Raw genomic sequence first — 26,400 nt, 5'->3', positions numbered from 1 at the left:
GCTGCCTTTGGAAACCGGGAGAAGCTCCCGCTCTGGTTCTTACTCACGCACAGGCACAGCCTGTGCGTGAAGCAAGTGCGTAAGGGAAGCTTTCACGTCTGCAAATGGTACCAAAGTACTCTACAAGTCAATAAAGCATGCGGCGAAGCCGCACCAAAAAACTGCGAGCCAACGAGAGCGCTCTGAAAATGCCCGCCGACAGTCGGGACAGCAAGACTGATTTATCGATGAAACTCGGAGAGTGGGCATTTTCATTGGAGCGCCTTTCCGGTAGCTTTCATTTTCGCCGTCAGGGATCGTTCCCAAAAACGGATTCCAAAGGTGCCCTTTGGCGAGTCTTTGCTTACTTTCGCCTCGTAGCGAAAGTAAGGGCCCGCCCCGGCATGAGGGGCAGACCCTGCGCCAGCAGAAAAATGCGGCGAAGCCGCACTAAAAAACTGCGGGCTGACGAGAGCGCTCTGAAAATGCCCGCCGACAGTCGGGACTGCAAGACTGATTTCCCGATGTAGTTCGGAGAGTGGGCATTTTCAATGGAGCGCCTTACGGATAGCTTTCGTTTGCACAGTCAGGAGCCGTTCCACAAAAACGGATTCCAAAGGTGTCCTTTGGAAGGCCTTTGCTTACTTTCGTCCTTTCACGAAAGTAAGTGCCCGCCCCGGCACGAGGGGCATACTCTGCGCCAGCAGAATTACCCGTGAGGCAACTCACAGAAAAAATAATTTCTCTTGGTATCATCGAGGTATAAAAAGACCTGCCGTCAACCATGTTGACGGCAGGTCTTTTTATGTTGTTCGGCGGATTTTCGTTCCAATAAAAGTAACTCCAGCAAACACGAAAGCGGCAGGTTGTCGGTGATAAGCTGAAAGCGCTGCTCGCCCTGTTCCGTCCAGCTTCGCACCGCCTGTAAAATGGCGATTTTTCGTTTGGTGCCGGGCTGTAACCGAAGCCGGTATTCGTAGTCGTCTACCTTCATGCTCACTTCATAGCTTGCGTCCAAAGGGCCGGAGTGCCCTTGCTGAGTCAGATAACGGCATAGCAGATCGTATTGCTCCTGAGAAAACTGGCGAATGATCATGTTTGCATCTCCTCCATACCAAAATAATGACTCTAGTTAAGATTCAGTATAGCAGAGTGAAAAGGAGAATGTAGGCTACCGGTGCTACCGTTTTATATTTATTTTTATTTAATCAGAGAATAAAGCTTCATATCCAAAATTTCTCCGTTTTTAAAGGCGTTCTTCCGAAGAGTTCCCTCCAAAATAAATCCTGCCTTTTCCAGTACCCGGCACGAGGCAGCGTTGTGGGCAAACGGCTCGGCGAAAATACGCAGAATGTCGCTGTTTTGAAATACATAGTCGCAGATCTGCCGCACAGCGCTGGTGCAGATACCTTGGCCCCAGTATGGCTCCGCCACATAATACCCCAGCTCGGCGGTGCGAAAATGAATGTTTGCCTGCCGAAATACGCCGATGCTGCCGACGGCCCGGCCGTCCACATCGATTGCAAAGGCGTACTGGCTGCCCGGCTCTGCGCCGAGCATCGTGCGAATGTACTCTTCGGCGTCGGCCTGTGTGTAAGGGTAGGGGATGCCGTCCCGCAGGTTTTTCAGAATGTTCGGGTTGTTCATCGCTGCGGCCAGGTCAGCCGCGTCGCTCGGCCTCCATGTGCGGATCGTGCATTGCATCCGTTTTCCCTCCTATGCGCCCCAGGAATAAAAATCCTTCAGGAACCAGATTTCCTTTGCCTCAAACTCACGGTGATTCAGGTATTCCAGAATTCCCGCGGGCGATGTGAACTCAAACCGAAGCTTGTAGGAGTACAGCGCCTGATACGGCAGGCCGGTTTTCTTGTTCTGGCGGTTTGTGCCGTATTTTCCGTCCCCGGCCAGCGGGTGGCCGATCGAAGCCAGATGCGCGCGGATCTGATGGGTGCGCCCGGTCAAAAGGTCGATTTCCAGCAGGCTGTACGCGCCGCGCTCTTCCAGAACACGGTAACGCGTGCGAATGCTCTTGGCGCCCGGCGCGCCGTGGCTCGAAATATATACCCGGTTCTGGTTTTCATTTTTCTCAAGAAACCCTTCCAGCGTAGCGGATTTTTCCTCCATGCGTCCGCACACGATGCACAGGTACAGCTTTTTCAGCTCGCGGTTCTTCACCTTTTCATTTAAAATGCGCAGCGACTCCGCGTTCTTGGCCGCCATCACGATGCCGCCGGTATTGCGGTCGATCCGGTTGACGAGCGCGGGCGCAAAGCTGTTTTCCTCCTGCGGGCGGTACTCGCCCTTGTCGTACAGGTAGTGCTGCACCCGGGCGATCAGCGAATCAAAATGGTAGTTCTCATCGGGATGAACGATCAGCCCCGGCTTTTTGTCCAGAATCAGAATGTTTTCATCCTCAAATAAAATATTTAGCTTCAGCGGGGCTTTCAGAAAATCATATTCCTCCGGCTCCTGCTGAAAGAATTCATCCTTTAAATACATGGTCAGCACGTCGCCCGCGTTCAGGCGGGTAGAAATATCGCACCGCTTGCCGTTGAGCTTGATGTCCTTTTTGCGGATGCTCTTGTACAGCATCGCCTGCGGCAGGTTGTGGTACGCCTTGGTCAGAAATTTATCCAGACGCTGTCCGGCGTCGTTTTCACCGATGGTTACGGATTTCATATGGTATCCCCTTATTTTTAGCGCAGCGTGGAGCGCCGCCATTGATTGTATCAGTATAGCATAAATATCATGTACAGCAAAAGGGGTGCAAGGCTTCCCAAATGATTTATTTTAGTATATAATAACCTCACGGCATAAGCGAAAGCAAAGCTTTCGATGCCTGAGAGAGCATTGAATCATCAGCTCAGTGTTTAAGAGAATTTGAGTAGAGTTTTCATAAGTTTGTTTGATGATTTATGATATAATAAATTTTTAGAGATACAGTCGAATCCCTTTAAAAATGGTAGAAAGACGGCGATTTTTTTCCCTGCTGAAAACTGGAAAAGAAATCAACAGCCTTTTTAAAGCGAAATGAGGATACTGTCGAATCGAGGAAAAGGGGACAGCAAAACGATGATTACACAGGAAAGAGTTCTGGAAGTTTTAAAAGAGGCCGACGTTCTTCTGGAGGGGCATTTTCGCCTGACCTCCGGCCGCCACAGCAACCGTTACCTGCAATGCGCGAAGGTGTTCCGCAATACCAAATACAGTGAAGAGCTCTGCGGCGCTTTGGCAGAGCATTTTGCGAACGACGGGGTAGAGGTGGTCATCGGCCCGGCGATGGGTGCGGTGCAGATGGCCTACGAGGTCAGCCGCGCGCTGAAATGCGAAAACTTCTTTGCCGAGCGGGAAGACGGCAAGATGACCCTGCGCCGCGGCTTTGCAGTAAGGCCCGGGCAGAAGGTTCTGATCGTTGAGGATGTCGTTACCACCGGCGGCTCTGTCCGCGAGGTGATCGAGCTGGTCCGCGCGGCGGGCGGCGATTTGGTTGGCGTTGGTTCTATTGTTGACAGAACCGGCGGAAAAATCGATTTTGGTGTTCCGTTCCGTGCGGTGATCTCTCTGGATGTGGAATCCTGGGAGCCGCAGGATTGCCCGATCTGTAAAGAGGGGAAGCTGGAGCTGGTCAAGCCCGGCAGCCGCAAGGTGTAAAAAGCGCGGCTGAAATATACCAGAGCAGCGCGCAGCGCCTGTGGTATAGACCCCCATTCTTTTCAGAAAGGCGGGGTGCGATTGAAAACGGAACGCATTCCTGAAAAATCCGCAGGGATTCATGAGGGACATCGAAAACGGGTGCAGGATCGTTTTTTAAAAGACGGGATTGATGGATTTGCCTCACACGAGGTGCTGGAAATGCTCCTCTTTTTCTCTATCCGCAGGGGGGACACGAACGAGCTGGCCCACCGCCTGATCGACCGGTTCGGCTCTTTGTCCGGCGTATTTCACGCGCCGTATGAAGAGCTGCTCAGGGTTCGGGGAGTGGGCAGAGTTTCCGCCTTTTTGATGAAATTGATTCCCGAGCTGTGCCGCGCGTATTACGAAGACTGCCACAAAGAAAAGATTCGTGTGTTCGAGGTAGAGCAGGCGGCAGAGATTCTGCGCAGAAAGTACATCGGCCGCCGCAACGAGGTGGTCGTACTGCTTCTGCTCGACAGCCAGTGCCGTTTGCTTTCCTGCGAGGTAGTCAACGAGGGTACGGTCAGCACTGTGCCGGTTTACGTGCGCCGCATGGTAGAGCTGGCGGTTCGCTACAACGCCAGCGCGGCGATCATGTCACACAATCACCCCAGCGGGAACCCGGTTCCGTCTCGGGGCGACATTGAATCCACCATCTCGGTGTACCACGCGCTTCAGGCGGTGAATGTGCCGCTGCGCGACCACATTATTTTCGGTGACAAGGATTATGTATCCCTGTCTCATCTGGGCATATTGAAGGATATTATGGAGCCGTTTTAGCCAGTGGTCGGTTTTCTGCCTGAATGATGTATGGAGGGTCAGCGATGAGCTGGAAATTAAAACAAATCTTTCTGCCGAACCCCAATTTGGCGGATGAATATCCAAACTATGAGAATCAATTGCAGCCGCGTATGCGTTTTGCCGATCCGGAGCTTCGGCTTCTTTTTGAACAGCATGAGGCTGCCATTATGGGAATTGTTGTCCGGGAAATAACAGCGTATTTGGCGGACGAAAGCGTTTGCAACGATGAGGAAGACATGTTCCCGCGCAGAAGTGAAATGACAGGCGAATGGTATGTGGGGGAGATTGAGCTTTTCAAAAAAGAGGAAAGAATTTGGGGCAGCGTTTTCACGCGTTTTTTAGGATATTATCCCGAACCCTGCGCGCGGCTGCCTGTGGACGACTATCTGGGTTTAGAGGTTTGGATCACATACGACCCCGAACAGCAGGCTTTTTTGTTTGATGGAGGGCTTGACAGCTCTTCGATTTGAACTGTTCCCGCCTGATTTGTCGTGCGATACCTGTTGTTATGAAAAAGCACTTTTGTGACCTGATGAATGGTTATAAGGTGCTTTTTCTGTTCCTTGTGCGGTATCGTTTGATAGGCCGCGTTTTTCTCCATACAAATTCTCATTGAAAAAGCAGAAAATCTGGTCAGGTACTCACTCCGCCGGGGGCGGGGGAGTGTGCCATGTCACATCTGTTTTTTCACAGATTGGTATCCCAACACTTTTTTTATCAGGAAATGGCTGACAGTTGACAAAAACGAACAAATGTACTATTATGATATTCGATCTGACTGTTTCTCCGCCGAAGGCGGGAAAACGGTCAAACACCTGATGATTTACTGTAAATAGCGCTTGTGCGATAGGGTCAATTCGCTTGAAACCCGTCCGGTTTTTAAGCTGCGGGGGTATCCCAGCAGCGCACTCTTCGGGTGCGAATTTATTATGAACGGCAACAAACCGCCAGCAATGCTGGCATCGCACGGGAAACCGTGCGCTTCAAAACGGTCTTGTTTTGAAGTTTGTTCAGTATAAGATACTGCAACAAGAGTAATTGCGGGGAGGGAAAGCATGGATTTTAAGCTGGTTTCAAAGTTTCAGCCAACCGGCGATCAGCCGCGGGCGATTGATCAGCTGGTGGAGGGGCTCAACCGGGGAGATAAGGAGCAGACGCTCCTTGGCGTAACCGGTTCGGGAAAAACCTTCACGATGGCGAATGTGATCGCAAGGGTCAACCGGCCAACGCTGGTTCTGGCACACAATAAAACACTGGCGGCGCAGCTCTGCTCTGAGTTTCGGGAGTTCTTCCCGGAAAACTCGGTGGAGTACTTCGTCAGCTATTACGACTACTATCAGCCGGAAGCATACATCCCCACGACAGACACTTATATTGAAAAAGATTCCGCCATCAATGACGAGATCGATAAGCTTCGCCACTCCGCAACCGCTGCTCTGTCGGAGCGGCGGGATGTGATTATTGTGGCGAGCGTTTCTTGTATTTACAGCTTGGGTAACCCAATCGATTACCACACCATGGTAATCTCTCTGCGTCCCGGCATGCAGACAAAGCGTGACGATCTGCTGAAAAAACTAGTGGAGCTGCAATACGAACGGAACGATGTGAATTTTGTGCGTAATAAGTTCCGCGTGCATGGCGACGTGGTCGAGATTTTCCCCGTACAGTCCAATGAAAATGCGATTCGCGTAGAATTTTTCGGGGATGAGATTGAACGTATTTCTGAAATAAATGCCCTGACGGGTGAGCTGAAAGCGTTCCTGAAGCACGTGGCGATTTTTCCTGCGTCGCATTATATTGTTCCGCGAGAAAAAATGATGGTTGCGGTGCAGCAGCTCGAACAGGAGATGCAGGAGCGGGTCAAGCTCTTTGAATCGGAAGGTAAGCTGATCGAGGCGCAGCGCATCCGCGAGCGCACGATGTACGACGTGGAAATGCTGCAGGAGATCGGTTTCTGTAAGGGAATCGAAAACTACTCCCGTGTGCTGTCCGGGCGTGAGCCGGGCAGCGCGCCGTTTACACTGTTTGATTACTTCCCCGAGGATTTCCTCCTGTTTGTGGACGAGTCCCATGTTTCGTTGCCGCAGGTTCGCTCCATGTACGCGGGCGACCGGGCCAGAAAAGAAACGCTGATCAATTTCGGCTTCCGTCTGCCGTCGGCGTATGATAACCGCCCGCTGAATTTTGACGAGTTTTACGAGCGCGTGAATCAGGCGGTTTTTGTCAGTGCAACGCCGGGCGATCTGGAGCTGCAAAAATCGGCGCAGATCGTCGAGCAGGTGATCCGCCCCACCGGGCTGGTCGATCCCGAGGTGATCGTGAAGCCGGTAGAGGGGCAGATCGACGACCTGATTTCCGAGATCAACCTGCGGTCGGCAAAAAATCAGCGCGTACTGGTGACAACGCTCACCAAGAAAATGGCGGAGGATCTGACTGCCTACCTTGAAAACATGGGCATCCGTGTGCGGTATATGCACCACGACATCGACACGGTGGAGCGCATGGAGATCATCCGCGATCTGCGCCTTGGCGAATTCGATGTTCTGGTGGGCATCAACCTGCTGCGTGAGGGCATCGATCTGCCGGAGGTTTCTCTCGTCGCGATTCTCGATGCGGATAAGGAGGGCTTTTTGCGCTCCGAGCGCTCGCTGATTCAGACGATCGGCCGCGCGGCCCGCAACTCGGAAGGCCAGGTCATCATGTACGCCGATTCCGTAACGCCCTCCATGGAGCGTGCGCTGCGCGAAACCCAGCGCCGCCGCGAGCTTCAGCAGAAATATAATGAAGAGCATCACATTACCCCCAAAACGATCATCAAGAGCGTATCAGATGTGCTGGAAATCTCGACGCATAAGGACGAGGAAAAAGGCAAAAAGGGCAAGCGCATGAGCGCTGCCGAACGCAAGCAGACCATCGAAAAGCTGACCCGCGAGATGAAGGCGGCCGCAAAGCTTCTGGAATTCGAGCATGCGGCTTATCTGCGCGACAAAATCAAGCAGCTGAGCGGCGGAAAATAGAGTACATTCACTTTCAAACAGTCTGGTACAAGTACAACGGTTTCTTTTCCCCGCCTGCGGCGTAGGGAAGCAGCCGGCAACCTTTTTAAGCGGCATTACGATAACGCTGTCCAATCAAAACGGATTCAATCTGGCTTCGGAGGATTTATACAGTATGACGGCTAAAAACATTCTGGTCAAAGGCGCCAGAGAGCACAACCTGAAGAACATCGATATTGAGATTCCGCGCGACGAGCTGGTGGTTCTCACCGGCCTTTCCGGTTCCGGAAAATCCTCCCTTGCGTTTGATACGATTTACGCCGAGGGTCAGCGCCGCTATGTGGAATCGCTTTCGTCCTATGCCCGCCAGTTTTTGGGGCAGCTGGACAAGCCGGACGTGGACTACATTGAAGGTCTGTCCCCGGCGATTTCCATCGATCAGAAAACCACCTCGAAAAACCCGCGTTCCACAGTGGGAACCGTAACCGAAATTTACGATTACCTGCGCCTGCTGTATGCCCGAATCGGCATTCCGCACTGCCCGGTCTGCGGCCGGGAGATCAAGCAGCAGACGATCGACCAGATTGTCGACAGGGTGCTTTCCCTGCCGGAGGGCACGAAAATCCAGGTGATGGCTCCGGTCATCCGCGCGCGCAAGGGCGAGCACGTCAAGGAGCTGGAAGCAGCTCGCCGCGGCGGCTTTGTCCGCGTTCGGGTGGACGGTATCCTGTACGATCTCTCCGAAACCATTAAGCTCGAAAAGAACAAGAAGCATTCGATCGACATCGTGGTCGATCGTCTGGTCATCCGCCCCGACATCCGTTCCCGTTTGTCCGATTCCGCAGAAACCGCGTCTTCTCTGGCCGATGGCCTGATGATCATCAGCGTGGTGGATGGGGAAGACCTGCTCTTTTCGCAGAATTATGCCTGCCCGGAGCATGGGGCGAGCATCGAGGAGCTGACTCCCCGCATGTTCTCCTTTAATAACCCGGCGGGCGCGTGCCCCAAGTGCACCGGCCTCGGTGTGTTTATGAAGATCGACCCGGATCTGATTATCCCGGATAAGCGCCTGTCCATCAGCAAGGGCGGCCTGAAGGGCAGCGGCTGGGCGATGGAGGGCAGTAGCATCGCCACAATGTACATGAACGGTCTTGCAAAGCATTACGGCTTTTCGCTCGATACGCCTTTGGGTGAGCTCCCTCCGGAGATCATCGATATTCTCCTGTATGGTACCAAAGGGGAGAAGATTGAGCTGGAGCGCACGAGCGAATACGGCTACGGAAAATATAAGACCGACTTTGAGGGCATCATCAATAACCTTGAGCGCCGCTTCCGCGATACGCAGAGCAGCTGGATTAAGGAAGAAATCGAATCCTACATGAGCGCCATCCCGTGCGACGAGTGCCACGGCAAACGCCTTTCCGCAGCCAGCCTGGCGGTGACGGTGGGCGACGTGAACATCAGCGATTTCTGCGAGAAATCGGTATCGGAAGCGCTTGCGTTTTTAGACCGGCTCGAGCTGACGCCCCGCGAAAGCATGATTGCCAAGGCGATTCTGAAAGAAATCAAGAGCCGCCTGGGCTTTTTGCAGAGCGTTGGACTTGAATACCTGACGCTGTCGCGCTCCGCGGGAACGCTCTCCGGCGGCGAAAGCCAGCGCATCCGTTTAGCGACCCAGATCGGTTCGTCTTTGATGGGCGTTCTGTATATTCTGGATGAACCGAGCATCGGCCTGCACCAGCGGGATAACGATAAGCTGCTGAACACACTGAAGCATCTGCGTGATATCGGGAATACGGTGCTGGTCGTGGAGCATGACGAGGAAACGATGCTCGCGGCGGACCATATTGTAGATATCGGCCCCGGCGCGGGCGTTCACGGCGGCTATGTGATTTATAACGGCCCGGCCAAAGAGATCGTCAACTGCAAGGAGTCCATTACCGGGCAGTACCTCAGCGGAATCAAACGCATCGAGATACCGGAGGTCCGCCGTTCCGGCAACGGGAAGCAGCTGAAGATTGTAGGTGCCACCCAGAATAACCTGAAAAACCTGACGGTGAAGATTCCTCTGGGTGAATTTGTGTGCGTTACCGGCGTTTCGGGTTCCGGCAAATCCTCTTTGATCAACGAAATTCTGTATAAATCGCTCGCGGCCCAGCTCAATGGAGCAAAGACAAGGCCCGGCGCACATAAAGATATTTTGGGTGTGGAAGAGCTCGATAAGGTGATCGAGATCAATCAGGCGCCGATTGGGCGTACGCCGCGCTCGAACCCCGCTACCTATACCGGCGTGTTCACCGATATCCGCGAGCTGTTCGCCTCCACGCAGGACGCAAAGCTGAGGGGCTTTACATCGGGACGTTTTTCGTTTAATGTGAAGGGCGGCCGGTGCGAAGCGTGCCAGGGCGACGGCATTCTGAAAATCGAAATGCACTTTCTGCCGGATGTTTACGTTCCCTGTGATGTCTGCAAGGGCAGACGCTACAATCGCGAAACGCTGGAAATCCGCTATAAGGGCAAGAATATATACGACGTGCTGGAAATGACGGTGGAGGAGGGGCTCGAGTTTTTCTCCAGCATCCCGAAAATCCAGCGCAAGTTGCAAACGCTTTATGATGTTGGCCTTGGGTATATCAAGATCGGCCAGCCGGCCACCACGCTTTCCGGCGGTGAGGCCCAGCGGGTCAAGCTTGCGACAGAGCTGTCCAAACGACCGACTGGGCGCACGATTTATATTTTGGATGAACCGACGACCGGCCTGCACATCGCGGACGTTCACCGGCTGATCGATGTGCTGCAAAAGCTGGTGGATACCGGCAACACGGTTCTCGTCATCGAGCACAACCTTGACCTGATCAAAACAGCCGATCATATTATCGACCTTGGCCCGGAGGGCGGCGACCGCGGCGGCACGCTGGTGGCCGAGGGTACACCCGAGCAGGTAGCCGAAATCAAAGACTCCTATACCGGCCAGTATTTAAAAATCGCACTGGAGCGCGATATGAGCCGCCGAGAAAGCTACGTTCAGGGTGCGTAGCTGTGACCTTTGCCTTTTGGTGCGGCTTTCGGTAATATCAATATTTTAGTAAAGCGCTGTCATGCAAAGCATGACAGCGCTTTATGCAAAAAATAACCGTTGTCCCGGTTTTACGAATGTGCTCTCTTTTCACTGCATATATTTGAAACAGCATGGATTTCTTCCCCGCCTTCGGTGGGGAAGAAATGTTTGTTTTGTTATTTGGCGATAAAAGCAGAGGAGCGGTGACAATGACGATTCATGTGGTCAGACCGGGGGAAACGGTGTATTCGATCGCGGCCATGTACGGGGTGTCCGCGCGGGATGTGATTCAGTATAACGAGCTGGATGAGCCGAATCGCCTCGTACCGGGCCAGACAATCGTGATTCTGTTCCCGCGCCGGGTTCATATTGTGGAAGCCGGCGATACGGTGTATTCGATTACCCAGCAGTACGGCATCACGATCAACGAGCTGTACCGCAATAACACGAAGCTGGGCGCGCTGCCTGTTCTGCGCCCTGGGGAGCGGCTGGTGATCTCCTACGAGCAGCAGCGGCTGGGGGATATGTCGGTCAACGGCTATGCGTATCCGTTTGTCGACCGGACGCTGTTCCGGCAGACAATGCCGTTTATGACCTACATGACGCCTTTTACCTACGGGTTTACCTTTAACGGCGACCTGGTTCCGCTGGATGACGAAGCGCTGATCGATATTGCGCTGCAGTACGGCGTCGCCCCGCTGATGCATCTGTCTACCTTAACGGAAGAAGGGGGCTTCAGCAACGAGCTCGCGCACCGCGCGCTGAACGACATGCAGGTGCAGAACCGCCTGTTAGATAATATTTTAATCAACCTGCGGCAGAAAAATTATAAAGGGCTGGATGTCGACTTTGAATTCATTTATGTCGAGGATCGCGACAAATATACGGCCTTTATCCGCAACGCCACGCAGAAGCTGAATCCGGAAGGGTATGAGGTGATCGTGGCCCTTGCCCCGAAAACCTCGAGTGATCAGCCGGGGCTTTTGTATCAGGGGCATGATTACGGGGGACTGGGAGCGGCGGCCAACGGCGTTCTGCTCATGACCTACGAGTGGGGCTATACCTATGGCCCGCCGATGGCGGTTGCGCCGATCCCGAATATCCGTGCGGTTCTGAACTATGCGGTCACGCAGATTGCGCGGAATAAAATTTACATGGGAATGCCGAACTACGGCTACGACTGGCCGCTGCCGTATGTACGGGGGACGACAAGGGCGCAGTCGATTTCCAATGTGGAGGCGGTGCGTCTGGCAAGGGAATACAACGCGGAGATTTTATACGATGAAACGGCGCAATCCCCGCATTTTCAATACACCAATACCAGCGGCGAGCTGCACGAGGTTTGGTTTGAGGATGCCCGGAGCATCCGGGCAAAGCTCGCGCTTGTAACGGAATTCGGTTTTCTCGGGATCGGGTACTGGAACCTGATGCGCCCGTTCCCGCAAAACTGGCTGGTGCTCAATGCCCTGTACCGCATCCGCGCCTTTCAGGGGTAAACGCAAAAAATGCGCCGAAACGGCGGGAATTCCCGCGCGTTTGGCGCATTTTATTGTTAGAGATTGAAAAGTAACGATATGGAACCGGCCGTTTCATCAATACGATGAGACCGAAATTCAATTGTTATCTTCTGTTCGCAAAGCAATCGCTGCAGTATACAGGACGCTCGTCGCGGGGCTGGAAAGGAACCTTGCAGGTTGCGCCGCAAGATGCGCATACAGCCGTATACATCTCTCTCGGGGCTCTTTCGGAAGAAGAATCCCCTCTGGAATTTTTGCGGTTTGAACGGCAGGCTTTGCAGCGCTGGGGCTCATTGGTGAATCCTTTTTCCGCGTAAAACTCCTGCTCGCCGGCGGTGAATTCGAATTCTGCGCCGCAGTCTTTGCAAATCAAAATTTTGTCTTCGTACATTGAGATACCTCGTTTTGTTTAATTTATACCCTGTTTTGGCGGGCATTGAATTCATTATATGGGAATCGGCAGAGTTTGTCAATCAGTTTACGGCAAATTCCCTGAATGTTTTTGTAAAAATTTTCTAGAATATCCCTTGCTGTACCGAATAAAATCGACGCTTTTCGACAGAAGTGAAAAAATTTACAGATTATTAATTAACGATACGCTTAAAATATAGTAGAATAAAACGTACAAGCTGAGTGTTAGGAGAATGTTGTGTTCGGTTATATCAAGCCTCAAAAATCCGAACTGCTTGTCCGGGAATATGAACAGTACAAGGGTGTTTATTGCTCCCTGTGCAAACAGCTGGGCAAAAGCTATGGCATTTTGTCCAGATTTACCCTAAGCTATGATTGTACATTTTTGGCGATGCTGATGATGGCCCGCTCGGAGCGCCCCTGTAAAATGGCGCAGGGCCGGTGCACGTTCAATCCAACGAAAAAATGCCCGTTCTGTGAAGGGGAATATCCCGAACTGGTGTTTGCGTCGGCACTATCCGTCATTATGACATACTATAAGCTGAGGGATGATCTCAAAGACCCCGGCTTAAAATCCAGGCTTCGTGCCGTGCTGCTCTTTCCGCTGTCTGTGCGCGCGCATAAAAAGGCGGCGCGGGATTACCCCGGTTTGGAGCAGGCGGTGGCCGATGCGATGCAGCTGCAAGAGCAAACCGAGCAGCAGGAATCGCCGCCGCTGGATGCCTGTGCGGAGCCGACCGCAAAAATGCTCTCCGGAGTGTTTTCGCAACTGGCTGAGCAGGATACGCCGGAATTTCGCATTCTCGAACAGTTTGGGTATTTTTTGGGCAGATGGGTCTACCTGATGGACGCCGCCGACGATATTCCGAAGGATTTAAAACAAAACGCGTTTAATCCGTTTATTCGGGATTACGGGCTGACGGCAGAGAGCACGCAGGAGCAGCTACAGGAAGCGGCTGACCGGTGCAATCAGGTACTGAATATGACGGTATCTCAGGCGATCGCCGCGTTCCGGCTTTTGGATTTGGGGCAGTTCGCCCCGATTCTGAACAATATCGTTTGTCTTGGCCTGCCGCAGATGCAAAAAGAATTTATGCTGAAAATGGAAAAGGGGAAAAGCAATGTCGGATCCGTATAAAATACTTGGGGTTTCTCCTGCGGCGACGGATGAACAGATAAAGGCCGCTTACCGGGAGCTGGCGAAAAAATATCACCCGGATAATTATGCCGGCAGCCCGATCGCAGATCTGGCCGGTGAAAAGATGAAAGAAATCAACGAGGCTTATGACGAGGTCATGAGCCAGCGTCGCAATAATAAGAGTAACGGCGGAGCGCAGTATTCCGCCGGGTATGGCGGTACGGCCGGTTCCGGCAGCTACCAGAACAGCTACGGCAGCGCGGCGAATTCCAGCTTCCGCGATGTGCGCAACCTGATTATGGCGGGGCGCATTGCCGATGCGGAGCAGATCCTGAATGGAGTGCCGCTGGGCAGCAGAAACGCGGAGTGGTATTTCCTGAAGGGCTCGATCCTCTACCAGCGCGGCTGGCTGGAGGAAGCGCACAACCATTTCACCCGTGCCTGCCAGATGGATCCGAATAATCTGGAATACCGTGCGGCGCTCAATCAGTCCATGAATCAGCGCGGCGGCATGTATGGCGGGTACAACACATCGTATGGCGCCGGCGGATGCAGCTCGTGCGATACCTGCATGGGTCTGCTTTGCGCGGATTCCTGTTGTGAATGTATGGGTGGGGATCTGATTCCATGCTGCTGAACAGAAGTGCACAGGTGGCGTTCTGCGGCGTAGCGGCTGCGTTGTCTGCGGTTCTGATGTTTCTGACCGGGCTGATCCCGATTTCTACCTACGCGCTGACCGCGCTGGCCGGCTTGCCCGGCATGGTGATCGTAATCGAGCTGGGAACCCGATGGGCCTGGCCGGTTTACGTTGTAGTCAGTATCCTTTCCCTGCTGTTTTCGGCAGATAAGGAAGCGGTCGTACTGTTTGTTTTGTTTTTTGGGTATTATCCGATCCTCAAAGCTTTGGTGGAGCGCCTGTCGCGGATTCTTTCCTGGGTTTTGAAATTTGCAGCGTTCAATCTGGCGATGGTCGCCGGATTTTTCATTGCGGTATTTGTTCTGGGTATTCCAAGAGATAGCTTTTTAGTGTTTGGCGGTGCCACTCCGCTGGCTTTTTTGGCAGCAGGCAACGTGGTATTCGCTTTGTATGATTATACCCTGTCCGGCCTGGTGGTGGAATACTATAAGCGGTTTCATCGTCTGGCACAGCAGTGGCTTCGCCAAAAGTAAGATCAAAAATTGAGGCGGACGGTTTTTTGCCGTTTGCCTTTTTCCGTTATGGCTGATATGAAAATAATACATATTCTTCTATTTCAAAAGTAAAAGTATCTTTTCTTTATTTTCTCCTCCGCCTTCAGCGGGGGAGAAAATAAAATATCGATCTTTTGATAGGAGGAGGATGTTACTTTTGATCATGATACAGGGAACTGATTATGATAAGGAGGAAAATAAATATGATTCGTGACTTGCGTTTGGACGATAGAAACGTGTTTTTATCTATGGTAAAGGACTTTTATTCATCAGATGCGGTGGCGCACAGCGTTGACCCTCAACACTTTGAGGCGACCTTTGCCGCCGCAATGGAGAAATCCCCCTTCCTGCGCGCGCTTATGATGGAAGAGGAGGGAAAACCCGCGGGATATGCGCTTTTGTCGTTCACTTATTCCAATGAGGCCGGCGGCCTGGTGGTTTTGATTGAAGAGGTTTATCTCAGCGAGGCATGCAGAGGGATGGGATACGGCCATCAATTTTTTGAGTTTTTGGAACAGGAGTATCCGTCGGCCAAGCGCTTCCGTCTCGAGGCCAGAAAACAGAATGAGAATGCCATTCGGCTGTATCAAAGACTCGGTTACGAGGTTCTGGATTATCTCCAAATGGTAAAGGACGCTTAATTTACGGGATATTTTCGCCTGTCCGTTCCTCCTTTGATAGAAGTCCGCCAATCCGGCGAATTTTTTCTTTTGAGAATATTTAATTGCATGGAAAATGAATTGTTCCTGCAAAAATAAACCGTTTTTTCTGTTAAATTTCCTATTTTTCTCTTGATTTTTGCAGGCTCAGGCCTTAATATGAATAAAAGAGTTGCGCCTTCCTGCAAAACGAATCAAAAAATCGCAGGGGCAGAATGAGTGGAGGAATACACGATTATGAATAGTCAACTCACAGCCAGGATCCTCAACAACATGCCTGAATTTTCCAAGGGGCAGAAGTTGATCGCCAAATATATATTGGAGCATTACGACAAAGTAGCCTATATGACAGCCTCGCGGCTGGGTGCTACGGTGGGGGTCAGCGAATCCACGGTTGTGCGCTTTGCAACAGAGATTGGATACAGCGGATACCCCGAGCTGCAGCAGGCCATGCAGGAGATGATCCGCAGCCGTCTGACGTCGGTGCAGCGGATCGAGGTCACCGTCAATAACATGGGGAGTTCGGATGTCCTTTCGTCTGTGATGAATCAGGACATCGACATGATTCGCCGGACGCTGGAGGAAACCTCCCGCAAAGATTTTTACGCCGCGGTGGATGCGATCGCGGATTCCCGCAAAATCTACATTTTGGGGGCCGGCAGTTCTTTGGCGCTTGCGACTTTTTTGTCCTATTATTTTGGTTTGATTTTAGAAAATGTACAATTGGTGAATATTACCAGCGAAGCGGAAATTTTTGAAAAAATGATCCGGGTCAATGAAGCGGACACCGTCATCGGCATCAGCTTCCCGCGGTATTCCAAGCGTGCGGTCAAGGCAATGCATTTTGCGTCGGACCGCGGGGCCAAGGTGATCGCCATTACGGACAGCCCCCTGTCGCCACTTGCAGAGCCTGCGGGGTATCTGCTGCTGGCCCGCAGCAACATGGCTTCCTTTGTGGATGCGATCGCGGCGCCGCTGAGCCTGATCAACGCGCTGATCGTTATGGTCACGATGAAGAAAAAAGAAGAAGTAACCGAGATTCTGCACAGCCTGGAGCATATCTGGGACGAATACGGTGTATACGAAAAGGTGGATGAAAAAAACGTTGACACAAACAAACCACAAGGCTGATCTGATCATCATCGGGGGCGGCGCGGCTGGAATGATGGCGGCGGGGACCGCTGCCGAACTCGGCCTGAGCGTGATTCTGGTAGAGAAAAACGCGCGCCTTGGCAGAAAGCTTGGCATCACCGGAAAAGGCCGGTGCAACCTGACCAACAACTGCTCTGTGCAGGATGTGATCGCTGCCGTGCCGACCAACTCCCGTTTTTTATACGGCGCTGTTTCCCGGTTCGCTCCGCAGGATACCATGGCTTTTTTTGAGGGCCTTGGCGTACCGCTGAAAACGGAACGGGGCCAGCGGGTTTTCCCGCAGTCGGACCGCGCTGGCGATGTCATCGATGCGCTGACACGTTTTCTGAAGGAAAATCATGTGAAGATTTTGCAGGCAGAAGCCCGAAAGCTCCTCATCGACGAAGACGGCGTTCACGGCGTCGTTCTGCGTGACGGCATGGAGCTGCTTGCCCAGAAAGTGATTGTTGCCTGCGGCGGAGCGTCCTACCCCGGAACCGGCTCCACCGGGGATGGGTACCGCCTGGCGCGCCAGGCCGGGCATAGCGTACTGCCGCTGCGTCCTTCTCTGGTTCCATTGGTCGAGCAGGGGGGAGACTGTGCGCAGATGCAGGGCCTTGCTCTGAAAAATGCCGCCGTTCGGGTCTATGAGCGGCAGAAGCTGATCTATGAGGATTTCGGCGAGCTGCTCTTTACGCATTTCGGTCTTTCCGGCCCGGTGGTGCTGAGCGCCAGCAGCCACATGCGCCGTATGGAGCCCGGGGTATACCGGCTCGAGATCGATTTAAAACCGGCGCTGTCGCCCGAGAAGCTGGACGCAAGACTCCAGCGCGATCTGGAACAGAACAGCAATAAGGATTTTATCAATTCGCTGGGGGCGCTGCTGCCCCGTAAAATGATTCCCGTTCTGGTGGAACGGTCGGGAATTCCTCCCGAAACAAAGTGCAATGCCATCACCCGCGAACAGCGCCGGGACTTTGCCGCGCTGCTCAAAGGGTTTTCCGTAAACATTCAGGGTTTTCGGCCCATCGAAGAGGCGATCGTCACTTCCGGCGGCGTGAATGTCAAAGAAATCAACCCCAAAACCATGGGATCCAAGCTGATTCATGGGCTGTATTTTGCGGGTGAGGTTTTGGATGTGGACGCTTACACCGGGGGCTTCAATTTACAGATTGCCTTTGCCACAGGGCGGCTGGCGGCGCAGGCCGCAAAGGAGGAACAAGGATGATTTCAATTGCCATCGATGGTCCTGCCGGCGCGGGGAAAAGTACGATTGCACGCCGCGTTGCGCAGGAGCTCGGATATGTGTATGTAGATACGGGCGCACTGTACCGCGCGATTGCCCTTCATATGCTGCGGGCGGGGAAGAATCCGGCATCGCCGGAGGAAGTGATCCCGCAGCTCGAAGCAGTTGAGGTTTCCCTGCGATATGTCGGGGGGGAGCAGCAGGTGCTTCTGGGCGCTGAAAATGTGTCGGAATCCATCCGCACGCCGGAGGTAGCGGCCGCTTCCTCCAAGGTTTCGGCGATTCCGCAGGTTCGGGAGTTTTTGCTGTCTTTGCAGAGGGATATCGCGGAGCAGAACGACGTCGTTATGGATGGCCGGGACATTGGAACCGTGGTGCTGCCGCACGCGCAGGTGAAAATTTTTCTTACCGCTTCGCTGGAAGAGCGGGCCCGGCGGCGCTGGAAAGAGCTGCTCGAAAAGGGGAGCGCCGACTTTGATACGGTGCTTGCAGACGTGAAAAAGCGCGACGAGCAGGATTCGACCCGCGCGATCGCCCCGCTGGTGCAGGCCCCGGATGCCGTTCTGGTGGATACCACCGGTAATACGCTGGAGCAGTCGGTAGATCGTATGCTGACTGTGATTCGGGAACGTTTATCCTGACCGCACCCGGCGAATTACCGCAAGGAAAGGAAGTTTTATCATGAAGCGATCGGCGCTTTATGTATTTTGTAAATCGGCTGCGCTTGTTTTTTTCCGGCTGTTCATGCCGTACCGGATCATGAATGCCGAAAACATGCCGAAGTCGGGCAGAGTCATCGTTTGCTGCAACCATCTCACTTTTAAGGACCCGATTCTTTTAACCGCGGTCGCGGGTAAGAGGCAGGTCAACTTTATGGCGAAAATGGAGCTGTTCAAAAATCCGCTGCTCGGCAGTCTGTTCCGAAAAGTAGGAGCTTTCGCCGTCAATCGCGGCAAAGGGGATTCTTCCGCGATCAACCGCGCACAGGAGCTACTGCAGGAGGAACAGGTGGTCGGCATTTTCATTGAGGGCACACGGTCAAAGGACGGCGCGTTCTTGCAGCCAAAATCCGGGGCCGTGATGCTGGCGTTTCAGAACAATACGCCGATTCTGCCGGTGTGTATTACCGGCAGAAAGGGCATTTTCCCGAAGCTGTTCCACCGGGTAGACGTTGTCTGTGGCCCGCTGATCATGCCCGAGCAATTGCAGATTGAAAAGGGCTCCGGTTCCGAATACCGCCAGGCAAGCCGTCTGGTGATGAGTAGAATCATGGAGCTGCGCGATCCCGCGCTGGTTCCGAAAGCCCTGAAAGGGGAGGAGCCCCAATGACGATCCATGTTGCAAAGTCCGCCGGTTTCTGCTTTGGCGTAGATCGCGCGGTTCAGATGGTATTCCGTCTGCTCGACGAGGGAAAGCAGGTTTACACCCTCGGCCCGATCATCCATAATCCCCAGATCGTGCAGGAGCTGGAGGAGCGCGGCGTCCGCATCGTCGACACTCCGGCAGAGGTTCCGCCGGACGGCACGCTGGTGATCCGTTCTCACGGGGTTGCGCGTGCGGTGCAGGAAGATATTTCCGGCCGCGGGCTTGAGTGCGCGGATGCGACGTGCCCGTTTGTGCGCAAGATTCACAAAATCGTTTCCCGTGCGTGTGAAGCAGGGCAGACCGTACTGATCGCGGGCGATGCTTCGCACCCCGAAATCGAAGGCGTGATCGGGTATTGCGCCGCGGCGCCGTACGTGTTTCGAAACGCCGCGGAGCTTAGGGATTTGCTGGAAAAACACCCTGAATTTTCCAATCAGAAAGTCTGCGTCATTGCCCAGACAACTTTTAGTCTGGAGGAATGGGGAAATTGTTTGCAAATCCTAAAAAAGGTATGTACAAATGCGGACGTTTTTGCTACAATATGTAATGCAACTGTTCAAAGGCAGTCCGAAGCATCAGATCTTGCTCAAAAATCTGATTTGATGCTGGTTATCGGGGGGCGGCACAGCTCCAACACGGCCAAGCTTAGGGATGTCTGTGCGCAGAGTTGCACTACTTACTTGATTGAAAAGGCGGAGGAAATCCCTTCGCAGGCCGTGAAAAAGGCCGTTTCTATCGGTATTACTGCGGGTGCCTCTACACCCGCAAGCATAATAAAGGAGGTACTTGATACCATGACAGAAATTATTGAAGGCGCGGGTCTCACGGAGCAGGAGTCTGCTGAATCTAACTTTGAGGAGATGCTCGAAGAATCTTTGAAAAGTTTAAATACAGATGAGAAGGTACGTGGCGTTGTTGTCGGTATTGCTCCCAATGAGATTTACGTGGATGTTGGACGCAAGCAGGCTGGCTTTGTGCCGCTGTCTGAGCTTTCTGCAGATCCGAACGCAAAAACGGAGGATCTGGTAAAGATCGGCGACGAGCTCGATCTGCTCATTATGCGCACCAACGACCAGGAGGGCACCATCATGCTCTCCAAAAAGCGCCTGGATGCTGTGAAGGGCTGGGAGACCATTTCCGAGGCGGAAGAAAACGAAACAGTTCTCACCGGTGTTGTCACAGAGGTTATCAAGGGCGGTGTGATCGCTGTAACCAACGGCGTGCGTGTGTTTATCCCTGCGTCTCAGGCTACTGCCTCCCGGAATGATCCGCTGGATGCTCTGCTGAAGAAGGAAGTCAAATTCCGCATTATCGAAGTGAACCGTCAGCGCCGCCGTGCGGTGGGCTCCATCCGTTCCGTACTGAAGGATGAGAGAAAAGAGCTGGCCGACAAGTTCTGGGAAACCGCCGAGGAAGGCAAAGAGTTCACCGGTGTTGTCAAGTCCCTGACCGCTTACGGCGCGTTTGTTGACCTGGGCGGCATCGACGGAATGGTTCACATCTCCGAGCTGTCCTGGAATCGCATCAAGCATCCGTCCGAGGTTGTGAATGTGGGCGATACCATCAAGGTATACATCAAGGGCCTCGACAAAGAGAAGGGCAAGATTTCTCTGGGCTACAAGAAGGACGAGGACAATCCGTGGGAGATCCTGAAGAAGGATTACCCCGTAGGCACCACCGTTGAGGTACAGGTTGTTGGCCTGACCACCTTCGGCGCCTTCGCCAGGATCATTCCCGGCATCGACGGCCTCATCCACATTTCTCAGATTGCTGACCACAGAATCGAGAAGCCGCAGGATGCGCTGAAAAACGGCGACAAGGTAAAGGCGAAGATCACCGACATCGATTTTGACAAGCATCGTGTCAGCCTGTCGATCCGTGCATATCTGGAAGAGCAGGCCGCTGAAACAGCGGAAGAGGCTCCCGTAGCGGAAGACAAACCGGCCGACGAGGAATAATCCCATCTGCAATTGAATGAATTGGGGGCACAAAGAGGCTATGCGTCTTTGTGCCCTTTTTGCAGAAATAATTCACCAATGGAAATACCCCTGTGTATTATATAGTTAGTCGATCGCTTTATTAAGTGACCTTATGTGAAAACAGTGATTCTTCCCGCCTTCGATTGGGAAGAATGCAAAGGTTCTTTCTAAAACGCAGTACGATCGAACGGATGCACGATAGGGGGGAACCATGATGAAGCGCTGGCATAAATATTGTCCCATCAACACGCCTTACCGCGGGGAGAAAAAACGGAACGGCCCTGCCGTCCCGAAACTTCTGGTGTTTTTTCTCGGGGTTCTGGCTGCCGGCATCTTTTTGGATATGCAGCTGGTGCCTGCGGTGGAATCCCTCACAGTAAATTCCGCGCGGCAGACTGCGGTAACGGCGATCAACGAAAGCGTATTGAAAGAGCTGAATGCGGATAACATAACGTATGACGATCTGATCAATTTGCAGAGAGATGCCGACGGTAAAGTGCAGACGATCACCACCAATATGGCAAAAGCAAACGAGATTAAGGCAAAAATCACCGATACGGTTCAGAAGAATCTGCATGGGGGCAAAATCAATACGAGTGTTCCGCTGGGTACCCTTTTGGGCAGCCGCCTGCTGCACGGACGCGGCCCGGATGTTCCGCTGGTCGTTACGCTCAAGGGGAATGTGGAATCCGACTTTAAGACCAGCTTTGAATCGGCGGGCATCAACCAGACCCGTCACCAGATTTACCTGGAACTACATACCGAAATCTATTCCTTTATTCCGGGACTTCATACCGCAACGGATGTGACTACCAGCGTGCTGGTTGCAGAAACCGTCATTGTTGGGGATGTACCGCAGCTCTACTTGGGAGGATAAAACAGATATGGATGCAATCAAAGCAAAGGAAGAAGCCGCCAGACTGCGGCAGGAAATACAGTACCACAATCAGAAATACTACGAGCAGGATGCTCCTGAAATAGAAGATTACGAATACGACCGCCTGTACCGCTGCCTGGAAGATTTGGAGGAGGAGTACCCCGAGCTGATTACGCCGGATTCCCCCACGCAGAAAGTTGGAGCCAGGGGCATGAATCAGTTTGCGCCGGTGGTTCATACTGTTCCGCTGGAAAGCTTGCAGGACGCCTTCTCCGAGGAGGAGATGGCGGATTTTGATCGGCGGGTGCGCGCTGTAGTGCCGGACCCGGTCTATATTGTGGAGCCGAAGTTCGATGGGCTTTCCGTCGCCCTGGAATACCGGAACGGCGTTTATGAGCGCGGCTCCACGCGCGGCGACGGTCTGGTGGGCGAGGATGTCACAGAGAATATCCGCACCATTCGCAGCATACCGAAGCGCCTGAAAGACGGCCCGGAGTTTCTGGAGGTGCGCGGCGAGGTCTATATGGCGCACAGCGTCTTTGAAGAGCTTTGCACCAAGCAGGAGCTGAATCAGGAAAAAACGTTTAAGAACCCCCGCAACGCGGCGGCAGGCTCTCTCCGGCAAAAGGATCCGCGCATTGCGGCCCAGAGAAAGCTGGATATTTTCCTGTTTAACGTGCAGCAGATTCAGGGCGCGGAGCTCTCTTATCACGACGAATCGCTCGAGTACCTGAAAAAGCTGGGGCTCCCTGCCACGCCGTTTTACCGCAAATGCCAGACCCTTGAGCAGGTGCTCGAGGCCATCCGGGAAATCGGTGAAATGCGCGGCTCCCTCGAGTATTCCATCGACGGTGCCGTGGTGAAGGTGAATTCCTTCGCGCAGCGGCAGCTGCTCGGCAGCACCTCTAAATTCCCCAAATGGGCGCAGGCGTTTAAATACCCGCCGGAGGAAAAGCCGACAAAGCTGCTCAGTATCGAAATCAACGTGGGGCGAACAGGTGTTCTGACGCCTACCGGTTTGTTTGAGCCGGTTACGCTGGCGGGCACCACCGTCAGCCGGGCTACGCTGCACAATCAGGACTTTATCACCGAAAAAGACATCCGTGTCGGCGATACCGTCATCCTGCGCAAAGCGGGGGATATCATTCCCGAAGTCGTGTCGGTGGTTTCTCACGAACCGGACAGCGAGCCGTACCGGATTCCGCAGATTTGTCCCGCGTGCGGCAGTCCCGCCGTGCGCGACGAAAACGAGGCGGCGACGCGCTGTACGAATCCGGAATGTCCCGCACAGCTTTTGCGCCATCTGATTCATTTTACGAGCCGCGACGCCATGGATATGGATGGCCTTGGCCCGGCGGTGCTGGAGCAGCTCGTCGCGAAAGGGCTGATTGCTTCGCCCGCAGACCTTTACTTTCTGCCGATGGAGCAGGTGCGGGAGATGGAACGGATGGGCGAAAAATCCGCACAGAACCTTGCGGCTGCGGTCGAACGCTCGCGGCAGAACGACCTGTACCGCCTGATCTACGCCATGGGCATTCCCCACGCGGGCCTGAAAGCCGCAAAGCTGCTGGCCGGTCATTTCCATACGATGGAGAAGCTCATCGCCGCCTCCGAAGAAGAGCTTGCGGCCATCGAGGGCTTCGGGCCGATCATGGCGAAGAGCGTGCGCGCCTATTTTGACCTTGCCGGTACGGCACATCTGATTTCCCGCCTGAAAGAGGCCGGAGTGAACATGACGGCGCAAAGCACCGCGCAGGATTTGCGCCTGGCCGGCAAGACCTTTGTGCTCACCGGCACGCTGCCTACGCTGACCCGCCAGGAAGCCTCCGAGCTGGTGGAACGCTACGGCGGCAAAACCTCCTCTTCCGTTTCCAAAAAGACCGGCTATGTGATCGCCGGTGAGGATGCCGGAAGCAAGCTGACAAAAGCGCAGCAGCTCAATGTTCCGATTCTGAGCGAAGAAGAGTTCCTCAAACTGCTGGAAGATTCGAAAGCGGAGGAATAAGCCGCTCCCGACTCAAATGATCATCCCCCTGAATTTCTTCAGGGGGATTTTTTTTGAGCTTTTCTGTCGAAGCGCTCTCTCGCTGAAATCTGACTTTTCTTTCCCGTTTGTTCGGATCATAGATGCTGTCTGTACCCGGGAATGGATCGTTTCTTTCCGCCTTTGGCGGGAGAAGCCGGGGGCTGAATTTTCCGCCTGATAATCAGGGGATTTTTGCATGGATTTGTCGAAGTGCGCTCGTGTTGGAATTTTTCTTCCTCTCATTTTTTTGTTCTAATCTATGGGCTTTGTCCATATTTATGGTAGCAAAGGGAGGACAAGTAACATGAATCAGAGCAATACCAATTCGTTTACTACGGCGATACAGCCGGTCTGCCAGCGGCTCAGACCCGTACTCATGGAGCTGCCGGAGCATATTCAGGAATCTGTGCAGGAAATCCGCATGCGGGTGAATCTGCCGCTTTCTATTTTTAATGGGGTTCAAAGCTTTTTTGTGACAGGGAACGGAATCAGCCGCAAGCCGGAGGAGGGGATTCCCGTATTCCGGGAGGATATGGAGGAGACGTTCCGCAGCCTGTGCAGCCATTCCGTGTATACGCATCAGAACGAAATCCGGAACGGTTTTCTCACCATCCGAGGGGGGCACAGGGTGGGCATCTGCGGCACAGCCGTTCTGGATCAGGGACAGGTTGCAGGGCTGCGGGACATTTCTTCCTTTAATATCCGTGTCGCAAGACAAATCTCCGGCGCGGCAGATGAGGTTCTGTCTCTGGTTGGGGAGGAGATCGTGCAGGGCGTTCTTCTGGCGGGGGCGCCCTCCACGGGCAAAACAACGATTCTTCGCGATTTGGCGCGCCAGCTGGCCGGGGGAGGGACGCTGCCTCCCCGGAAAATCACAGTGGTCGACGAACGCGGCGAGCTGGCAGGCGTTTACCGGGGCGATGCCCAGAACGATCTTGGCTGCTGCTGCGATATTCTGGACGGCTACCCCAAAAGCCAGGGAATCCTGCAGGCCATCCGCTCTCTTTCGCCCGAGGTGATCCTCTGCGACGAGCTGGGGAGCGAGCGCGAAACCGCCGCTGTGGAAGAGGTGGTCAATGCGGGTGTTTCACTGATCGTCAGCGTGCACGCGGCCTCTGCGGGGGAGCTTCTTCGCCGCCGCCAGATACGCCGGCTGATGGAAACCGGGGCGTTTCGTACCGTGGTTCTGCTGGACTGTGCGGCCCGGCCCGGGAAAATCAAAGGAATTTACAAGGTGGGTGAGCTTCTTGGTCAAATTAATCGGGATCCTGTCGATCATGGCGGCCTGTATTCTGGCGGGCTATATGGAATCGCGTAAGCTGGGCGGCAGGGTGAGGGAGCTGGAAGCTTTCTACTCCTTTCTATGTCTTACCAGAGAAGAGATCCGCTATTCCGGTATGCCGGTGGAGCGGATCATTGAAAAGCACGGAAAAAACCAGCGGTTTCTGGTCCTATGCGCCGAGTACTGCCGAAAAGGAGAGAGCTTTCCGCGGGCGTGGGAGCACGGCATGGATGACGGCCTGCTGACGACCGGGATGAACCGCCAGGATTTGGAATACATACGGGACTTCGGACTGGGATTCGGCGCAAGCGATACAGAGGGCCAGCTTGCGCACTGCCAGCTGTATCTGGGTTTCATCAGCAGTGCTCTGACCCATGCGAGAGAAGAAAGAGACAAAAAAGCAAAGCTGTATTTTATGCTGGGGCTGTTCGGCGGAATCGCGGCGGCACTCCTGCTGAGTTAAAACGGAGGAAGCAAAAATGGATGTGGATTTGATTTTTAAAATCGCGGCGATCGGCATTATTGTGGCTGTGCTCAACCAGCTGCTGATTCGCTCGGGGCGCGAGGAGCAGGCGATGATGACGACCCTGGCGGGACTGATTGTGGTATTGATGATGGTGATCGAGCAGATTGATATTCTGTTTAAAACGATCAAATCCATCTTTGGGTTATAGCAGCCATGAATGTGATTGGAATTGCCGGACTGGCCCTTGTTTCCGCCGTGATTGCCGTGATGCTGCGCCGGTACAATCAGGAATACGCGGTGGTCGTCAGCATCACGGCAGGCGTCATTATTCTGGTTCAGATTTTAGCGAATATCGTCCCGGCGATCCGCCAGATCAACAGCTTGCTCACCGCCGCGCAGATGCCAACGGAATATGGCATCATCCTGTTCAAGACACTGGGCATCTGCTTTCTGGCTCAGTTTGCGGCGGATTCCTGCCGGGACGCGGGAGAAAGCGCGCTGGCCTCAAAGGTTGAGCTGGCCGGAAAGATCTCTATTGTAATACTGGCGCTGCCACTGTTTGAAAAAATTGCTTCTACGGCGCTCGCGCTGATAGGAGGGTAG

25 protein-coding genes are annotated in these 26,400 nt (G+C 53.6%); 21 read left to right on the top strand and 4 right to left on the bottom strand.

Annotated features, from left to right (window positions below; all coding sequences use genetic code 11):
* Nucleotides 1-757: 757 nt before the first annotated feature.
* The 3 genes from HMPREF1141_RS11225 to HMPREF1141_RS11215 all read right to left on the bottom strand — a co-directional run bounded on the left by HMPREF1141_RS11225 (nucleotide 758) and on the right by HMPREF1141_RS11215 (nucleotide 2,658).
* Nucleotides 758-1,075: a hypothetical protein gene (locus HMPREF1141_RS11225; RefSeq protein WP_009064289.1), complete on the bottom strand. Its 318-nt coding sequence runs from the start codon at nucleotides 1,073-1,075 to the stop codon at nucleotides 758-760.
* Nucleotides 1,076-1,179: 104 nt separating this feature from the next.
* Nucleotides 1,180-1,683, bottom strand: a complete 504-nt coding sequence (locus tag HMPREF1141_RS11220) for a GNAT family protein (RefSeq protein WP_009063880.1) — start codon at nucleotides 1,681-1,683, stop codon at nucleotides 1,180-1,182.
* Between the two features lie 12 nt (nucleotides 1,684-1,695).
* Nucleotides 1,696-2,658, bottom strand: a complete 963-nt coding sequence (locus tag HMPREF1141_RS11215; protein WP_009064207.1) for an RluA family pseudouridine synthase — start codon at nucleotides 2,656-2,658, stop codon at nucleotides 1,696-1,698.
* Between the two features lie 393 nt (nucleotides 2,659-3,051).
* On the opposite strand from HMPREF1141_RS11215, the gene pyrE reads away from it, so the two are divergent.
* From pyrE to HMPREF1141_RS11185, 6 genes are all read left to right on the top strand, one after another.
* A complete protein-coding gene (pyrE, locus tag HMPREF1141_RS11210) occupies nucleotides 3,052-3,630 on the top strand; it encodes an orotate phosphoribosyltransferase (protein WP_009064249.1) in 579 nt (192 codons plus the stop codon).
* 81 nt (nucleotides 3,631-3,711) lie between these two features.
* On the top strand, nucleotides 3,712-4,434 hold the full coding sequence (gene radC, locus HMPREF1141_RS11205; protein WP_009063687.1) for a DNA repair protein RadC: 723 nt from the start codon (nucleotides 3,712-3,714) through the stop codon (nucleotides 4,432-4,434).
* A gap of 44 nt (nucleotides 4,435-4,478) precedes the next feature.
* Entirely contained in the window at nucleotides 4,479-4,925 is a 447-nt protein-coding gene (locus HMPREF1141_RS11200) for a hypothetical protein (RefSeq protein ID WP_009063431.1), read from the top strand.
* Between the two features lie 585 nt (nucleotides 4,926-5,510).
* Nucleotides 5,511-7,472, top strand: a complete 1,962-nt coding sequence (gene uvrB, locus HMPREF1141_RS11195) for an excinuclease ABC subunit UvrB (RefSeq protein ID WP_009063858.1) — start codon at nucleotides 5,511-5,513, stop codon at nucleotides 7,470-7,472.
* 154 nt (nucleotides 7,473-7,626) lie between these two features.
* A complete protein-coding gene (gene uvrA, locus HMPREF1141_RS11190) occupies nucleotides 7,627-10,488 on the top strand; it encodes an excinuclease ABC subunit UvrA (protein WP_009064348.1) in 2,862 nt (953 codons plus the stop codon).
* Between the two features lie 185 nt (nucleotides 10,489-10,673).
* Nucleotides 10,674-12,005 (top strand): LysM peptidoglycan-binding domain-containing protein, encoded by a 1,332-nt coding sequence (locus tag HMPREF1141_RS11185; protein ID WP_347475936.1) that lies wholly within the window; start codon nucleotides 10,674-10,676, stop codon nucleotides 12,003-12,005.
* A gap of 124 nt (nucleotides 12,006-12,129) precedes the next feature.
* Here the strand turns inward: HMPREF1141_RS11185 and HMPREF1141_RS11180 are convergent, their stop codons facing one another.
* Nucleotides 12,130-12,417, bottom strand: coding sequence for a zinc-ribbon domain containing protein (locus tag HMPREF1141_RS11180; RefSeq protein ID WP_009064155.1), 288 nt, complete (start codon nucleotides 12,415-12,417; stop codon nucleotides 12,130-12,132).
* A gap of 258 nt (nucleotides 12,418-12,675) precedes the next feature.
* On the opposite strand from HMPREF1141_RS11180, the gene HMPREF1141_RS11175 reads away from it, so the two are divergent.
* The 15 genes from HMPREF1141_RS11175 (at nucleotide 12,676) to HMPREF1141_RS11100 (ending at nucleotide 26,400) form a co-directional block, all read left to right on the top strand.
* On the top strand, nucleotides 12,676-13,575 hold the full coding sequence (locus HMPREF1141_RS11175; protein ID WP_009064036.1) for a DUF5685 family protein: 900 nt from the start codon (nucleotides 12,676-12,678) through the stop codon (nucleotides 13,573-13,575).
* Entirely contained in the window at nucleotides 13,559-14,212 is a 654-nt protein-coding gene (locus HMPREF1141_RS11170; protein WP_009063732.1) for a DnaJ domain-containing protein, read from the top strand. Before HMPREF1141_RS11175 ends, HMPREF1141_RS11170 begins: the two co-directional genes overlap by 17 nt.
* Entirely contained in the window at nucleotides 14,203-14,745 is a 543-nt protein-coding gene (locus HMPREF1141_RS11165; protein ID WP_009063423.1) for a hypothetical protein, read from the top strand. Before HMPREF1141_RS11170 ends, HMPREF1141_RS11165 begins: the two co-directional genes overlap by 10 nt.
* Before the next feature lie 224 nt (nucleotides 14,746-14,969).
* Nucleotides 14,970-15,407 carry a GNAT family N-acetyltransferase gene (locus HMPREF1141_RS11160; RefSeq protein WP_009063867.1) on the top strand — a complete coding sequence of 146 codons (438 nt, stop codon included), beginning with the start codon at nucleotides 14,970-14,972 and terminating at the stop codon, nucleotides 15,405-15,407.
* Nucleotides 15,408-15,662: 255 nt separating this feature from the next.
* Nucleotides 15,663-16,556: a MurR/RpiR family transcriptional regulator gene (locus tag HMPREF1141_RS11155; protein ID WP_035316925.1), complete on the top strand. Its 894-nt coding sequence runs from the start codon at nucleotides 15,663-15,665 to the stop codon at nucleotides 16,554-16,556.
* Nucleotides 16,531-17,784 (top strand): NAD(P)/FAD-dependent oxidoreductase, encoded by a 1,254-nt coding sequence (locus HMPREF1141_RS11150; RefSeq protein ID WP_009064321.1) that lies wholly within the window; start codon nucleotides 16,531-16,533, stop codon nucleotides 17,782-17,784. The genes HMPREF1141_RS11155 and HMPREF1141_RS11150 overlap by 26 nt, the downstream gene beginning before the upstream one ends.
* The gene (gene cmk, locus HMPREF1141_RS11145) at nucleotides 17,781-18,443 is read left to right on the top strand and encodes a (d)CMP kinase (RefSeq protein ID WP_009063961.1); all 663 of its coding nucleotides are present in this window, start codon (nucleotides 17,781-17,783) and stop codon (nucleotides 18,441-18,443) included. Before HMPREF1141_RS11150 ends, cmk begins: the two co-directional genes overlap by 4 nt.
* 40 nt (nucleotides 18,444-18,483) lie before the next feature.
* Complete coding sequence (locus HMPREF1141_RS11140; RefSeq protein WP_009063833.1) at nucleotides 18,484-19,131, top strand: lysophospholipid acyltransferase family protein; 648 nt, start codon at nucleotides 18,484-18,486, stop codon at nucleotides 19,129-19,131.
* Nucleotides 19,128-21,125 carry a bifunctional 4-hydroxy-3-methylbut-2-enyl diphosphate reductase/30S ribosomal protein S1 gene (locus tag HMPREF1141_RS11135; protein ID WP_009063846.1) on the top strand — a complete coding sequence of 666 codons (1,998 nt, stop codon included), beginning with the start codon at nucleotides 19,128-19,130 and terminating at the stop codon, nucleotides 21,123-21,125. The genes HMPREF1141_RS11140 and HMPREF1141_RS11135 overlap by 4 nt, the downstream gene beginning before the upstream one ends.
* 235 nt (nucleotides 21,126-21,360) lie before the next feature.
* On the top strand, nucleotides 21,361-22,023 hold the full coding sequence (gene yunB / locus HMPREF1141_RS11130; protein WP_155863600.1) for a sporulation protein YunB: 663 nt from the start codon (nucleotides 21,361-21,363) through the stop codon (nucleotides 22,021-22,023).
* A gap of 7 nt (nucleotides 22,024-22,030) precedes the next feature.
* Nucleotides 22,031-24,028: an NAD-dependent DNA ligase LigA gene (ligA, locus tag HMPREF1141_RS11125; RefSeq protein WP_035316923.1), complete on the top strand. Its 1,998-nt coding sequence runs from the start codon at nucleotides 22,031-22,033 to the stop codon at nucleotides 24,026-24,028.
* Nucleotides 24,029-24,353: 325 nt separating this feature from the next.
* Nucleotides 24,354-25,367, top strand: a complete 1,014-nt coding sequence (locus HMPREF1141_RS11115) for a stage III sporulation protein AA (protein WP_009063403.1) — start codon at nucleotides 24,354-24,356, stop codon at nucleotides 25,365-25,367.
* Nucleotides 25,297-25,794, top strand: a complete 498-nt coding sequence (locus HMPREF1141_RS11110) for a stage III sporulation protein AB (protein WP_242824592.1) — start codon at nucleotides 25,297-25,299, stop codon at nucleotides 25,792-25,794. Before HMPREF1141_RS11115 ends, HMPREF1141_RS11110 begins: the two co-directional genes overlap by 71 nt.
* Before the next feature lie 16 nt (nucleotides 25,795-25,810).
* A complete protein-coding gene (spoIIIAC, locus tag HMPREF1141_RS11105) occupies nucleotides 25,811-26,005 on the top strand; it encodes a stage III sporulation protein AC (RefSeq protein ID WP_009064075.1) in 195 nt (64 codons plus the stop codon).
* Nucleotides 26,006-26,010: 5 nt separating this feature from the next.
* Nucleotides 26,011-26,400 carry a SpoIIIAC/SpoIIIAD family protein gene (locus HMPREF1141_RS11100; protein ID WP_009063615.1) on the top strand — a complete coding sequence of 130 codons (390 nt, stop codon included), beginning with the start codon at nucleotides 26,011-26,013 and terminating at the stop codon, nucleotides 26,398-26,400.

The organism is Clostridium sp. MSTE9, from assembly GCF_000277625.1.
Taxonomy (GTDB): Bacteria; Bacillota; Clostridia; order Oscillospirales; family Acutalibacteraceae; genus Faecalispora; species Faecalispora jeddahensis.
The sequence above is the reverse complement of the archived record's forward strand: the minus strand, read 5'-3'. Positions and strand labels throughout refer to the sequence as shown.